Source organism: Dysgonomonas sp. 25 (assembly GCF_010501075.1).
GTDB lineage: Bacteria > Bacteroidota > Bacteroidia > Bacteroidales > Dysgonomonadaceae > Dysgonomonas.
Genome location: NZ_QVMN01000001.1, coordinates 1 through 13890, shown reverse-complemented (window position 1 = coordinate 13890; position 13890 = coordinate 1). Strand labels below are relative to the sequence as shown.

The following is a 13890-nucleotide window of genomic DNA, read 5'->3' as shown; positions in this document are numbered from 1 at the left end:
AAAAATTAAATAATTATAATAAACATTATTTAAGCCTGATTTAGAAGGACTCACAGACACCCTATTCAGACTGATTAATTTTATCTATGAAAGATAGGTAATTATTATGAAGAAAGATATACGTAGTCATTTTACGCCTCAGTTATTCACATCACTCAAGACGTATAATAAACAGAAGTTTGCCAACGACCTCATGTCGGGGCTCATAGTTGGTATTGTAGCGCTCCCGCTGGCATTGGCATTCGGTATCGCTTCGGGCGTAAGCCCCGAAAAGGGATTGCTCACGTCAATAGTTGCCGGATTTGTAATTTCCTTTTTGGGAGGAAGTACGGTACAAATCGGAGGGCCGACAGGTGCATTCATTGTTATCGTTTACAATACTATCCAGACTTATGGTTTCGAGGGGCTTGTCGTTGTCACGGTGATGTCGGGTATCATGCTGATTCTGATGGGAATAATGCGACTGGGTGTCGTTATCAAATTCATCCCCTACCCTATAATCGTAGGCTATATGAGTGGTATTGCCGTTATTATCTTTTCCACACAGATGAAAGACTTTTTCGGGATGACCATCAACGAAACAATCCCTCCCGACTTTATTGGCAAATGGATTGTGTATATCCGTAATTTCCCTTCGACAGATATCCCTACGCTTATCATCGGAATACTAAGCCTCGTCATCATCATTTTCTCGGGAAAAATATCGAAAAAGATACCCGGATCGCTACTGGCTGTAGTATTTATAAGCGTAGTAGTATATATTTTGAGATATCACTGCGGAATAGAAAGTATTGCCACAATCGGCGACAAGTTCGACCTCGGAGGAAACCTTTTTCAGCTTCCTTCCGGATTGAACGTGAATATGGATTTAATCAATGCGCTCTTCCCGACAGCCTTTACGCTGGCGATGCTCGGTTCTATCGAATCGCTCATCTCGACTAGTGTAGCCGATGGCGTAACCGGCGAGAAATCGCATTCCAACATGGAACTTATAGCACAAGGTGTAGCCAACATTGCGTCTCCCCTTCTGGGTGGTATTCCGGCAACGGGAGCGTTAGCCCGTACAATGACGAATGTGAGCAATGGCGGCCGTACGCCTGTTGCGGGGATAGTACACGCCTTGTTCCTGCTGTTGGTCGTCCTGTTTTTGGGGCAGTTGACCAAGCACATCCCGATGGTTTGTTTGGCAGCCATATTGATAGTGGTGTCCTACAATATGAGCGAATGGCGATCGTTCGTCGATCTGCTCCGCAATTCCAAAGCCGATGTAGCTGTATTGCTGGCAACTTTTATTCTGACGTTGGTATTCGACCTCACCGTTGCCATCGAGATAGGTCTGCTGATGGCAGTATTCCTCTTCCTGAAACGGATGAATGAAGTCGCTCGCGTTTCTGTCATCAAAAACAAATTAGACCTGAGCCACGAAGGCGAATTCGGGCACGATGACGAAAAATTGGACTTGCCCAAAGAAGTGGAAGTATATGAAATAGACGGGCCTTTCTTCTTCGGGATAGCTAACAAGTTCGACGAAAGTATGCGTATTATCGGCGATAAAGCAAAAATCCGTATCATCCGCATGCGCAAAGTGCCGTTTATGGATTCTACAGGCCTGCACAATCTGGAAAGCCTGTGCGAAAAGTCGATAGACGACGGCATAACGGTCATCTTATCGGGGGTACGTCCCGAAGTGCATCAGATGATCGAAAAATCCAAGATTCCTGCGATGATAGGCGAAGGTAATATCTGCGGCAATATCGGGGCGGCTTTAGACAGAGCCTACTATTTATTAGATAAGGCGAAAGAAGAATCAATGCTGTAAGAGATTAGCGGAGCTTCTTGGTTAACTTCTCTATCTTGCCGACAAGCGGTTTTTCTAATTCTATGACTTCATCTTCATCCAAAGAAGCCGAATTTATCACGATTTGCGTCAACTCATCTATAATCGAAATACTAAAATTAATCCCGCTAAAATAGAAAAAAATATCCGCATCTTGCCCGAAAAGCCATTATTTACCCTGCCTATCTCGGTACTTTTCATTTAAAATCTGTATTTTTGTGCCAAAACAATATAAGACGTGGTTTCGGTAGAAGGACTTACTGTTGAGTTTGGAGGATTTACACTTTTCGATGATATTTCCTATATCATTAACAAGAAAGAGCGTATGGCGCTGGTCGGTAAAAACGGCGCCGGAAAATCGACTATGCTCAAGATATTAGCCGGCTTGCAACAGCCGACAAGCGGGCGTGTGTCTTACCCGAAAGACATAACGATAGGCTACCTTCCGCAGCAAATGCAGTTGAAAGACGGCAACACCGTTTTCGAAGAAGCCTCCTTGGCATTCGAGCATATCCATAAAATGGAGTTGGAATTGGAAGAAACCAACAAGCAGCTTGCCGAGCGTACCGACTACGAATCGGAAGAGTATCATGCTCTTATCGAGCGTTCTACCCATCTCAACGACCAGTTTCTGATGGCAGGCGGAACAAACTTTCAGGCAGAAGTGGAAAAGACACTCTTCGGTCTGGGTTTTACCCGCACCGACCTTAGTCGTCCGACAAATGAATTCAGCGGTGGATGGCGTATGCGTATCGAACTGGCTAAACTCCTGCTTCGCCGCCCCGATGTACTGCTACTCGACGAGCCGACTAACCACCTCGACATCGAATCTATTCAGTGGTTGGAGAATTTCCTCTCCACCCGCGCCAATGCCGTTGTGCTCGTTTCGCACGACAGGGCTTTTCTGGACGGGGTAACCAGCCGTACGGTAGAAATATCGTTAGGGCGCATATACGATTATAAAGTTCCTTATTCGAAGTACGTCGAGTTGCGGAAAGAGTACCGCGAACAGCAAATGCGCGCTTACGAAAATCAACAAAAACAGATACAAAAAACCGAAGAATTTATCGAGCGTTTCCGCTATAAAGCGACCAAAGCCGTCCAGGTACAATCGCGTATCAAGCAGCTCGACAGGATAGACCGCATAGAAGTGGACGAGGAAGATACGGCTATGCTGAGCCTGAAATTTCCGCCTGCGCCGCGTTCGGGTTCTTACCCCGTTGTGGCAGAGAATCTGGAGAAAGCTTATGGCAACCACTTGGTTTTCTCGCACGTAGATATGACCATCAACCGGGGCGACAAGGTAGCCTTTGTGGGGAAAAACGGCGAGGGTAAATCGACGCTTGTCAAATGTATTATGGGGGAAATATCCGATTATAAGGGAAGGCTGGAACTGGGACACAATGTCAAAATCGGTTATTTTGCACAGAATCAAGCACAACTCTTAGACGAGAACCTGACCGTCTTCGATACTATCGACCGTGTTGCCGTGGGTGATATACGGACAAAAATAAGGGATATATTAGGCGCTTTTATGTTCGGCGGTGAAGCCTCGGACAAGAAAGTGAAAGTTCTTTCGGGAGGTGAGCGCAGCCGTCTGGCAATGATACGCTTACTGCTCGAACCTGTCAACCTGCTGATTCTGGATGAGCCGACCAACCACCTGGATATGCGCTCGAAGGATGTATTGAAGGATGCTTTGAGAACCTTTGACGGGACAGTCATCGTTGTTTCGCACGACCGTGATTTTCTCAATGGGTTAGTCGATAAGGTTTACGAATTTGGTAGTGGAAAAGTCAAATCTCACTTGGGTGGTATTTATGAGTTCCTCGAAAAGAAAAAAATGGAAACGTTGCAGGAACTCGAAATGCAACCGGGAAAGAAAGAATCGCATCAATCTGATGTACCAATAGATAGCAAGCCGGAATCGAAACTCTCGTACGAAGAGCGTAAAGAGTTGAGCCGCCAGATAAAACGCATAGAAAAGCAAATAGCCGAAATAGAGGGCATCATAGAAAGAAAGGAAGCGGAAATAGCTTCGCTCGAAATTCAAATGAATATGCCCGAAGGCGCTTCGGATAGTACTTTGTTCGAAAGGCATGGGCTATTAAATAAGGAACTTCAGGCTGAAATGGAAAAGTGGGAAAGCCTCACCTTGCAGCTCGAAGAGATAAAAAGCAATGTATAATTTGCGCGGATATTTATCTATATTTATTTAGGGAGTTGACGAGTTTATCAGTTACAAGTTACTTCGCCCTACGGGCAGTTACAAGTTACGAGAAAAAGTAACTCGATAAAAAGTTCGAAAATAAGTAGAGGTCTGTTACTTTTTGAGAAAAGCGTTCTTGAAAAACGGATGGTTTATTACTTAACCACAAGCAACGTTCGAGGAGCGTAGGCGACTCAAAGGACACAAAGAGGTTACACAAAGGTCTCGAAGAAGAAAGTAACTCTAAAAAAACGAACAAAAATAAGTATACTTGTGTTACTTTTTCTTGTCATCCCGAGCGGATGCGAGGGATCTCTTTCTGTTAGATATGACGAGATGCCTCAGATAAACTTCGGCATGACAAGCGTGTATGCTACTTTTGCTCTTGGTGGTTAAGTAATAAAAAGTAACTCAACAAGAAATGCCCGAAATCGATAGAGGAAAGTAGAGGCTTGTTACTTTTTAACTAAATTTCATTTGATAATCAGAAGATTAATATTTTAGGAATGAAAAGATATAAGTTACCCGTTCAGGGACAGCATAGCGAAACGGTCATCCTCGCCAATGGCGATTTTCCGTGTCATCCTATTCCCCTTTCCATACTGAAAGGAGCGCAATATATCGTATGCTGCGATGGGGCTACCGACAGCCTCGTTCGAGCGGGAATCGTGCCGGATGCTATCGTCGGCGACTGCGATTCATTATCAGACGAAAACAAGGAACGGTTTGCGCACATCATTCATAGAATACGCGAACAGGATACGAATGACCTGACGAAGGCTGTCAACTATTGTATCGGTATCGGCAGGAAAAAAATAACGATTCTGGGGGCTACGGGTAAAAGAGAAGACCATACACTAGGCAATATTTCACTGCTCTGCCAATATATGCAGCACACTGATGTAGAGATGATTACCGACTACGGAAGTTTCATAGGAACAAATACCGACGGGCTGTATGAAAGCTACCCGAAGCAACAGGTTTCGTTCTTTTGCTTAGACCGATGCCATATAACGACACACGGACTTGTATATCCCGTGCAAAACCAGATTTTCGACAGCTGGTGGCAAGGCACACTCAATGAGGCTATTACAGATGAATTTGGAATAGATACCGACGGGCGGATTGTCGTTTACCGGGCATTCTGACTATCTGCTCTCTTTTGCTTTGAAGGCCATAGCATAGAAACGCATCTGCTTAATCATCGAGACCAAGCCATTGGAGCGTGTAGGCGAAAGGTGCTCCTTCAATCCTATCTTGTCGATAAAATAAAGGTCGGCATTCAGTATCTCATCAGGAGTGTGCCCGGACAGTACACGGATAAGCAAAGCGATGATGCCTTTGACAATCACAGCATCGCTCTCGGCATGGAATATCACATTTCCGTCCTGCATTTCGGCATGCAACCATACACGGCTCTGGCAGCCTTCTATCAGGTTGTTTTCTACCTTATATTTATCGTCGAGCTTCTCCAAACCGTTACCTAACTCAATGAGTAAGGCATAACGATCCATCCAATCGTCGAATGTGGAGAACTCCTCTATTATCTCGTCCTGAATCTCGTTTATTGTAGCCATTTCTTAGTTCTCTTTATAGATAACCTCCAACACTGTCTGCCCTACGGCCTTCAATGTCTCCTTATCGATATTCTCCATCGTATCGTTCACCGTGTGCCAATGCGAGAAGAAACCATCATTCTTCTTATCTATCTTATAGTCAATAATATCAATACTCGGAATATGCCTGTACTGGTGGACATAGACATGGTCGTCGGTTACACCACCTCCATCCTTGCTGATGAAATACTTTCCATATCCCAACTGGCGGGCTGTACTCCAGACCTTCTCCACAACATTCGGAGCTACCTGCTTGGAATAAATCTCGCGATAGAAAGTAGCCTCTTTCGTTCCGACCATATCGAGAAGGATACCATACTTAGCCGTATAGCCTTTCACATGAGGGTTCTTTCCCCAATACTGCGAACCGAGGCACCACCAGTCGCCCGGCTTCTCCGCGCCATCAAAGGCAGGAGGCCCATAGTCTTCGGCATCGAAGAGGATAATATCTACCCCGACATTCGGCTCTTTAGTTTGCAACTCCTTGGCTATAGCAAGCAAGACCCCTACTCCACTCGCACCGTCGTTCGCTCCGAGGATAGGCGTATTATGGTTCTTCTCATCCTTGTCGTGATCTGCATACGGACGGGTATCCCAATGGGCAAACAGCAAAACGCGCTCCTGCTTATCTTCCCCATACGAAGCTATGATATTGCGGGCATTCAGCTTTTTCCCGTTATATGCTGTCAACACGGCCTTTTGCTCAACCACCTCTGCGCCATAGCGTTTCAATTCGCTGACTAAGAAATCGCCACAGGCAACATGTTCTTTGGTATTCGGTACACGAGGGCCAAAGTCGACCTGCTTCTGCACATATTCATACGCTAAGTCGGCATTGAAAGCCGGCGATACCTGCTGATAAGATTCAGCCTGTGGGGTACTCGTATTAGTCGTCGTCTTGTTGCCACACGAACAAGCAACCATGGATGCTATGAGAGCAATAGAAATGAGTCTGTACATATTCATCATACTACAAAGGTAATAGTTTTATTCCGTATATCCTTTCTTAGGCCTGAAACCGTCCTGCAAAGTCGTTCCCCGGGCTTCGACAGTTTCTATATTCTGAAACTTCACCTGATTCTCGATAGGGAACAGGGATGTAGCCGGCAGCATATCATAAGTGACGCCATGTATCTTGTCGGCGCTCATATAGATATCCAGTTCGCCCAACTTATAAATCGTAAATGGCTTATAATGTATCCCTTTCGCCTCTGCCTGATTCATCGAACTATAAGGCTGAATCAAGATAGATGAGAAGGGTTTACGCCCATCTTTCAGGGAAGTGGGATATACAAGCATATAATAGTTATACACCCGCTTGAAAGAGGAAAAGAGCAACACAAAGGCAAAGGCAAGCATTGCCAGTTTTCCGAGGCGGGGGTAATAGTATTCTTTCTGTGGAAGGATGATAACTATCGACAGCAGGCTCAATCCGAAGATAACGCCATAAGCGAAACGCGGATCGGGAGCCATATTGTACCAATACAACAAGTTGGCAAACAACACGAGGTACATGCACCAGTAACTTCCGGGGATGCTCTTCCGCTTTTTAATAGCCTTGTAAGCGACCAAAAGGGTGGATAGCAATATACAGATACCGTTTACCAATAAGATAAGCACGGCAATCAGCAAGAACTTATTCTCTGCCCAGCCGAATAGCTTGAAATAGTCGAACTTAAAGTACAACCCAAAGACATACCCGGCAAAGGTAGTGACATTCCCTACTTCCATCTGTAATATCTCCTCGGGCACTTTCCAGTCGAAGCCAAAGATATCTATTCCCGAAACAGGGAAAAACAGATAGCCTGTTATAACAACCGTGCGGATAATCCAAGGCACAACAAGCACCACAGACAAGGTGATGAATGTAGTTATCAGGCGATAATCCTTCTTCCTCAAAAGATGGATAAGAATATACAGCCCAAAGAGGAAGAACGGCGCAACCGATAGCTTGAAGGTTATCAGTATAACCGGAATGATATAATAGAGCAGCTTGCTGTCCTTCAATACTTGCGGGTAGAGTATCAAGCGTGAAACCAGATAGAAGATACAGAAGTTGGAAACAAAGTCTGTCGAACTATCGGTCATGGATTCGATATTCAGCACAAAGAAGAAGAAATAGAAAAGAAGCAACAGAATGCGCTTCAGCTCAAAACGGCTTCTGACCAATTCGACCAACACCCAGCAAAGGAGTATAACCATCAGGGTGAACTGCAGCCCATAAATGGCTTCGCCAAATAGGAAGCGAAAACTGAAAAGGGCTGACAGTAAGAAGAAATTGGAATTGAAGCCGAAACGGTGTTCGAGATTGCCCAATCCGGGAACAACCCGATATTCTTCATTCCAGCGTATATTCTGATAGTGATAGTATGTTGCATCGAACCAGTGCGACGCCCATAGCATATAGACGAGCAGGACGAGGAGGGAAAGCAACAGCAATGCAAGTTGCACCTTCGAGAACGAAGATAGCAAGTTCTTTATCTTTGAGGTATAAGAGGCGATACGCCCCCTGTTGAGCATCCAGTATATTACACCCAAAACAAGCAGTGCCAGAAGTATATACTGGTTGGTAGGCAAAAATAAGGAAGTAAGCGTGATAACAGCCGTGACGAAAGTCATTCCTATCAGCGCAGTATCGAGGATATTATAGTGTTCGTCCTGCTTACAGACTTTCCGATAGAGCAGTACAAACATATCCCCGTACGTAAACAGCACGAAGGATATAACAATAAAGGATAATAAAATGGCTACCATTCCTGTTTCTGTAAAATTGCAAAAAGAGCTGTATATAAGTACTATATAACAACTCTTTTCGCTTATTATTTCTATTCCGCCTTATGCATCTATATTGGCATAAGTGGCATTCTCTTCTATAAACTCACGGCGCGGAGCTACATCTTCGCCCATCAGCATAGAGAATATATGGTCAGCTTCGGCTGCATTCTCTATCGTCACCTGACGGAGAGTACGATGTTCGGGATTCATGGTCGTATCCCACAACTGCTCGGCGTTCATCTCTCCCAAACCTTTGTAACGTTGGGTGTGAACGGCATTCTCGTCACCGTCGCCATACTTGTCGATAAAGGCGCGACGCTGGCGGTCGTCCCAGCAATATTCCTCGTTCTTACCTTTCTTCAGGAGGTACAACGGAGGAGTTGCGATATAGACATATCCTTTCTCCAAAAGCGGCTTCATATGGCGGAAGAAGAACGTTAGAATCAATGTGGCAATGTGGCTACCATCGACATCGGCATCGGTCATGATAACGATTTTCTGATAGCGCAATTTTTCTATATTCAATTCCTTGGAATCCTCTTCTGTACCTATGGTAACACCGAGAGCGGTATATATATTCTTGATTTCTTCGCTTTCCAACACCTTGTGCGGCATAGCTTTCTCTACATTCAGAATCTTACCACGCAAAGGAAGGATGGCCTGAAACCCACGATCGCGACCTTGTTTAGCCGTACCGCCGGCCGAGTCCCCTTCGACAAGGAATATCTCGCATCGGGTAGCATCTTTGCTCGAACAGTCAGCCAATTTACCCGGCAATCCACCACCCGAGAGGGGCGATTTACGTTGTACCAGTTCACGGGCTTTACGTGCTGCAGCACGGGCTGTAGCTGCCAAAACAACTTTCTCTACGATTATCTTTGCTTCTTTCGGGTGTTCTTCCAAGAATACGCTCAATGCTTCACCAATAGCTTGGTCTACAGCACCGATAACCTCGTTGTTACCCAGCTTTGTTTTCGTCTGCCCCTCGAACTGAGGCTCAGCTACTTTGATAGAGATAACGGCTGTCAAACCTTCGCGGAAGTCATCACCGCTGATTTCAACTTTCACCTTTTCAAGCAGTTTGGCATCTTCGGCATACTTCTTCAATGTACGCGACAAACCACGGCGAAATCCGGTAAGGTGTGTACCTCCTTCAATCGTATTGATGTTATTGACATATGAATATACATTCTCGTTGTAAGTTGTATTATATGTCATCGCCACTTCAACAGGTATGCCTTGCTTCTCCGTCTGAATATGAATAACATCCGGTATCAGAGCTTCTTTGGAAGCATCGATATACTTCACAAATTCCGACAAACCTTTCTCCGAATAGAACGAGTCCGAACGGAACGAACCATCCTCTTTCTTCACACGTTCATCCGTCAAAGTCAGGCGTACACCTGCATTCAAAAAGGCTAATTCGCGCATACGTGATGCGAGAATGTCGTATTTATATTCTGTTGTAATGAATATGCTGTCGTCCGGGCGGAAGGTAATAGTTGTACCTGTATCATTAGATTCACCAATCACACTTATGTCGGCTTTCGGTTTACCAATACTATATTCCTGCATGTATACCTTGCCGTTCTTGTGCACTTCGGCACGAAGGTATGTAGAGAGCGCATTCACACACGATACCCCTACCCCGTGCAAACCTCCCGACACCTTGTAGGTTCCTTTATCGAACTTACCTCCGGCATGCAGGACAGTCAACACAACTTCTAAGGCTGATTTCTTCTCTTTTTCGTGATAATCGACCGGAATACCGCGACCATTATCTTTGACCGTAATCGAATTGTCTTCGTGTATATAAACTTGTATATCGGTACAAAATCCGGCCAAAGCCTCGTCAATAGAGTTATCTACCACCTCGTACACCAAATGGTGCAAACCTTTCTCGCCAATGTCACCGATGTACATGGCCGGTCTTTTACGTACGGCTTCTAAACCCTCTAAAACCTGAATACTATCAGCCGAGTATGCTTCTCCGGCTTTTCTTTGTTTTTCCGTCATATATTTATTTTATATCTAATTGTATCCCAAGCAAATGCGAATATCAATCCGCTTCATTTAAAACATAGCGAATGTACGAATTTTTCTTCAAAAATGCAAGTTAAAATTGGTATAGAAGGGTTACCATCTATGAATAAATTTGCTCAGGATTTTCTTTATCTTGAGTACAAACATCAGCTCTTTATATCGCTTCTGTGTTATGTAATTATATTTGAGCTGAATAGTATAATAATCCTTGTAGAAATCGAAATAAGAAGAAGATATTCCACCCAACAAAAAGTTGGAAATAATAGCGTCTACCTCCTCCAGCACAACGCCCTGACCGGCACAGCGACTGATAAAATCATAGTCGGCTAATATCTTCACCGACAAATCGAAAGCGCCATATTTATCATACACTGCCTTGGAAACAAAGAAAGTGGAGTGCGGCATTACTCCCTCGGATATAAAGGCCGACCCACGACGCTGAACGTTGTAAACCTTACCGTTCTTCCAGACGCGCTCTATGCCGTAGAGCATCGAGTTGCTGCGGTCTACTTTCCCATCGGTAAAGCGATTCCACATTACTTCCAGTGCATTATCTTCGTACCAGTCGTCCGAATTGGTTATCCCGACCAATTCTCCTTTAGCCAAAGCGATACCCTTATTCATAGCATCGTAAACACCTTTATCCTTTTCGCTGACGATAGTTACCTTTACCCCTTTCTGCTCGAAAGCCGGGATATAACTTTCTATCTTAGCGATAGTGTTATCTTTGGACAAGCCATCGATAATAATGTATTCAAAGTCCGAAAACGTTTGCCTCAAAAGGGCATTAATAGTAACCTCAATTGTATTTTCGGAGTTATAGGTTGGTGTTATAATCGAAATCTTCGGCATAAAAAAGTGCTCTTATTCAGAGCACAAAGATAATATATTTATACTGAAAGTCCTTTTCAATTGGTCGTTAATCTTATCCAATCTGCTATATCTTTCAGCACTTCGGGCGATATCGTTTCTTCTATTTGCCCGTATTCTGCGACCAAACCGGTTTTGCAGTGCTGGAAAAGATGATTCAAATCTGGATATGATTTTATTTCTGCATGAGGAGCTATTCGTTTTATAGTGCCCAAATTGGTAGTTGCCCCCACCTGCAAATCCTTCTCTCCATTAATAGCCAATATCGGACATTTGATTTTAGCAATATCTGCCGCCGGATCGTATTGCAGAAAATATTGCATCCAAGGGGCAGCCTGCCTAACGAGCTGATTGGCGAAATGCTTTTTTTGGTCCTCGTCCAATCCTTTCGGAAAAAGCTCTTCTACGTATATCGTCGCATTTTCTTTCACTTCGTCCATTGTTTTAGTGACAATAAGAGCGTTGATTTTCTTTATCAACTCCTCGTTTTGCTCAAAAGCAACCGGATTTACTCCGGCAGCAGACGAAATCATTTTACGTTGTTCGTAGAGTAACGAATCTCCTTGCACAGCTGCCCCTGCCATAGAAATAATAAACGAAATATCATGGTGTTCGGCAGCCAGCATAAAGGTGATAAGCCCTCCTTCGCTATGCCCTAAAATGCCGATTTTACCAGAATTGATTTCTTTCCGCCCTTTCAGGTATTCAACAGCAGCATAGGCATCGGACGCAAAATCTTTCGTTGTTCCCGTCGAGAACTTCCCTTCCGATTTTCCAAAGCCTCTGTCGTCATATCTCAGTACTGCTATGCCATTTTTAGTGAAGTAATCAGCTATTACCCAGAAAGGTTTGTGTCCGAAAACTTCTTCGTTCCGGTCTTGCGCCCCACTTCCTGTAATCAGGACAACAGCAGGAAAAGAGTTTCCTGCTTTCGGATAGGTCAGGGTTCCGGCTAATATTATCCCGGCCGATTTATTTTCAAAAAACACATCTTCGACAAAATAAGAGAATGGAGGTTGCGGTTCTTGCGGACGGTTTATTTTAAACTCTTTCTTTTCCAGATCGAGCGGAAAGGTAAACCCCGATTGTTTAAAAGAACCTTTAATTTCGGTCGGCTTGATTAATTCCCCTTCATATTCAGCGCCTAATTGAGCTACTTTTATTATGAGTTTTGAATTTTCAAAAACAACAGATGTTGTAGGAATATTTTTTACTCCCTGATTGGGACTATCCATCGTAGCTGCATAGGTATCAGCGCTTTTCTCTATGTTGAAAACAATAGGAAGCTTAGTTCCCTGAATATTCAATTCTCCACTCCATGCACCCGAAATATCCTGTGCGACAAGTTTTAATAATGCGCACGTAATTGTAAATAGTAATACAATAAACTTTTTCATAAAACTCCGATATTAAAAACTAAAACAATAAACACTTCAAAATAAGAGAGATAACATCAGTCAACAGTAGAGAAAGTATAAACAATATAATACATTTTGCACCCTTCAATCCCGTAGAAATACGGAAGGCATTATACAGAAGAGCGATATACCAAACCAATATGACGCACAGAATACCCCCTACAACCGTCATGATTATCAAGGGTTTCATAACTTCCTGATAATTTCCGGCAAGAACCTGGTTAGTTATCTCAATAGTAGCTTCCGTATTCAGGAAAAAGCCGGTAAATGCAGCAAAGAAATAAGGATAGCGTGCCAAAGTAACTGTTCCTAATACATCCTGAAAACGAATTCCTTTAGAAAAAATTAATCCAAATCCATACATAATCATTACTAATACCAGCAAGGATATGGCCTGATACAGGAACGCTTGCCCCAATACCAAATCTTTGATATAGCGTATATTAAATACCCCCGAAAAATATTGGTCTTGGGTATAAGCTATCAGTACACTTCCAATTATAATAGGTAACCCCATTAAAAAAGCTTTCCATCCGGCTACCTGTTCAAATGGATTATAAAGCAGCTTAATCTTGTTTTTCATAAGAATTCAGTTTTTCAATGATGTCATTCAACAAATTCCGCACAGTCGGGTAGCTTAAGCCCAATTCATTAGACATATCTTTCAAACTTCCACTATGGCGTACAAATTTGACAATAAAATCCTGTTCATCAGGAGATAACAAAACAAACTGAGGCAATGGGTAATTACCTATAATCTCCGTCTGACAATTTTCACACTTCAGACTTTTCACATGAAGTTGCGCACGACAACTCGGACAATAACATGGTAACATAATATTCTACTTTTTTACAAAGAAAAGAAAATTTTCAATATTATTCAAATAAATATAAATATTATTCAATAATGAATAAATATTATTCACAAAAAAAGTAATTAATTAATCTAATAAAAGATTGGAAGAGATCGGGTAGCAGGATTAGAAACGGTCAAAATGAGTAAAGTGTGTATACCTCATACAAACACAACAAACGCACAAATCACCCCACAAAAAAAACCTCATAAGTATATTTCAACTTATGAGGTTCTCTTTCAATAAGACGGCGGCTATCTACTCTCCC

The 13890-nt window shown here is 43.3% G+C and carries 11 protein-coding genes; 3 read left to right on the top strand and 8 right to left on the bottom strand.

The window, feature by feature from the left end; translation table 11 throughout:
* The first annotated feature begins 106 nt into the window (after positions 1-106).
* The 3 genes from D0T66_RS00055 (at position 107) to D0T66_RS00045 (ending at position 5194) form a co-directional block, all read left to right on the top strand.
* Positions 107-1819: a SulP family inorganic anion transporter gene (locus tag D0T66_RS00055; RefSeq protein WP_163354992.1), complete on the top strand. Its 1713-nt coding sequence runs from the start codon at positions 107-109 to the stop codon at positions 1817-1819.
* Positions 1820-2075: 256 nt separating this feature from the next.
* On the top strand, positions 2076-4025 hold the full coding sequence (locus D0T66_RS00050; protein ID WP_163354991.1) for an ABC-F family ATP-binding cassette domain-containing protein: 1950 nt from the start codon (positions 2076-2078) through the stop codon (positions 4023-4025).
* A 527-nt stretch (positions 4026-4552) separates the two neighbouring features.
* A complete protein-coding gene (locus D0T66_RS00045; RefSeq protein ID WP_163354990.1) occupies positions 4553-5194 on the top strand; it encodes a thiamine diphosphokinase in 642 nt (213 codons plus the stop codon).
* On the opposite strand, the gene D0T66_RS00040 is transcribed toward D0T66_RS00045, so the two are convergent.
* The 8 genes from D0T66_RS00040 to D0T66_RS00005 all read right to left on the bottom strand — a co-directional run bounded on the left by D0T66_RS00040 (position 5195) and on the right by D0T66_RS00005 (position 13604).
* Positions 5195-5623: a SufE family protein gene (locus tag D0T66_RS00040; RefSeq protein WP_163354989.1), complete on the bottom strand. Its 429-nt coding sequence runs from the start codon at positions 5621-5623 to the stop codon at positions 5195-5197. It abuts the gene before it with no gap.
* 3 nt (positions 5624-5626) lie between these two features.
* Entirely contained in the window at positions 5627-6622 is a 996-nt protein-coding gene (locus D0T66_RS00035; RefSeq protein WP_163355497.1) for a M28 family peptidase, read from the bottom strand.
* Positions 6623-6649: 27 nt separating this feature from the next.
* Positions 6650-8416, bottom strand: coding sequence for a hypothetical protein (locus D0T66_RS00030; RefSeq protein WP_163354988.1), 1767 nt, complete (start codon positions 8414-8416; stop codon positions 6650-6652).
* An 81-nt stretch (positions 8417-8497) separates the two neighbouring features.
* Complete coding sequence (gene gyrB / locus D0T66_RS00025; RefSeq protein ID WP_163354987.1) at positions 8498-10453, bottom strand: DNA topoisomerase (ATP-hydrolyzing) subunit B; 1956 nt, start codon at positions 10451-10453, stop codon at positions 8498-8500.
* Positions 10454-10573: 120 nt separating this feature from the next.
* On the bottom strand, positions 10574-11332 hold the full coding sequence (locus D0T66_RS00020) for a glycosyltransferase family 2 protein (RefSeq protein WP_163354986.1): 759 nt from the start codon (positions 11330-11332) through the stop codon (positions 10574-10576).
* 56 nt (positions 11333-11388) lie between these two features.
* Positions 11389-12747 (bottom strand): S9 family peptidase, encoded by a 1359-nt coding sequence (locus D0T66_RS00015; protein ID WP_163354985.1) that lies wholly within the window; start codon positions 12745-12747, stop codon positions 11389-11391.
* A gap of 19 nt (positions 12748-12766) precedes the next feature.
* Entirely contained in the window at positions 12767-13351 is a 585-nt protein-coding gene (locus tag D0T66_RS00010; RefSeq protein ID WP_163354984.1) for a hypothetical protein, read from the bottom strand.
* Positions 13335-13604, bottom strand: a complete 270-nt coding sequence (locus tag D0T66_RS00005) for a DUF2089 family protein (RefSeq protein WP_163354983.1) — start codon at positions 13602-13604, stop codon at positions 13335-13337. The genes D0T66_RS00010 and D0T66_RS00005 overlap by 17 nt, the downstream gene beginning before the upstream one ends.
* Positions 13605-13890: the final 286 nt, after the last annotated feature.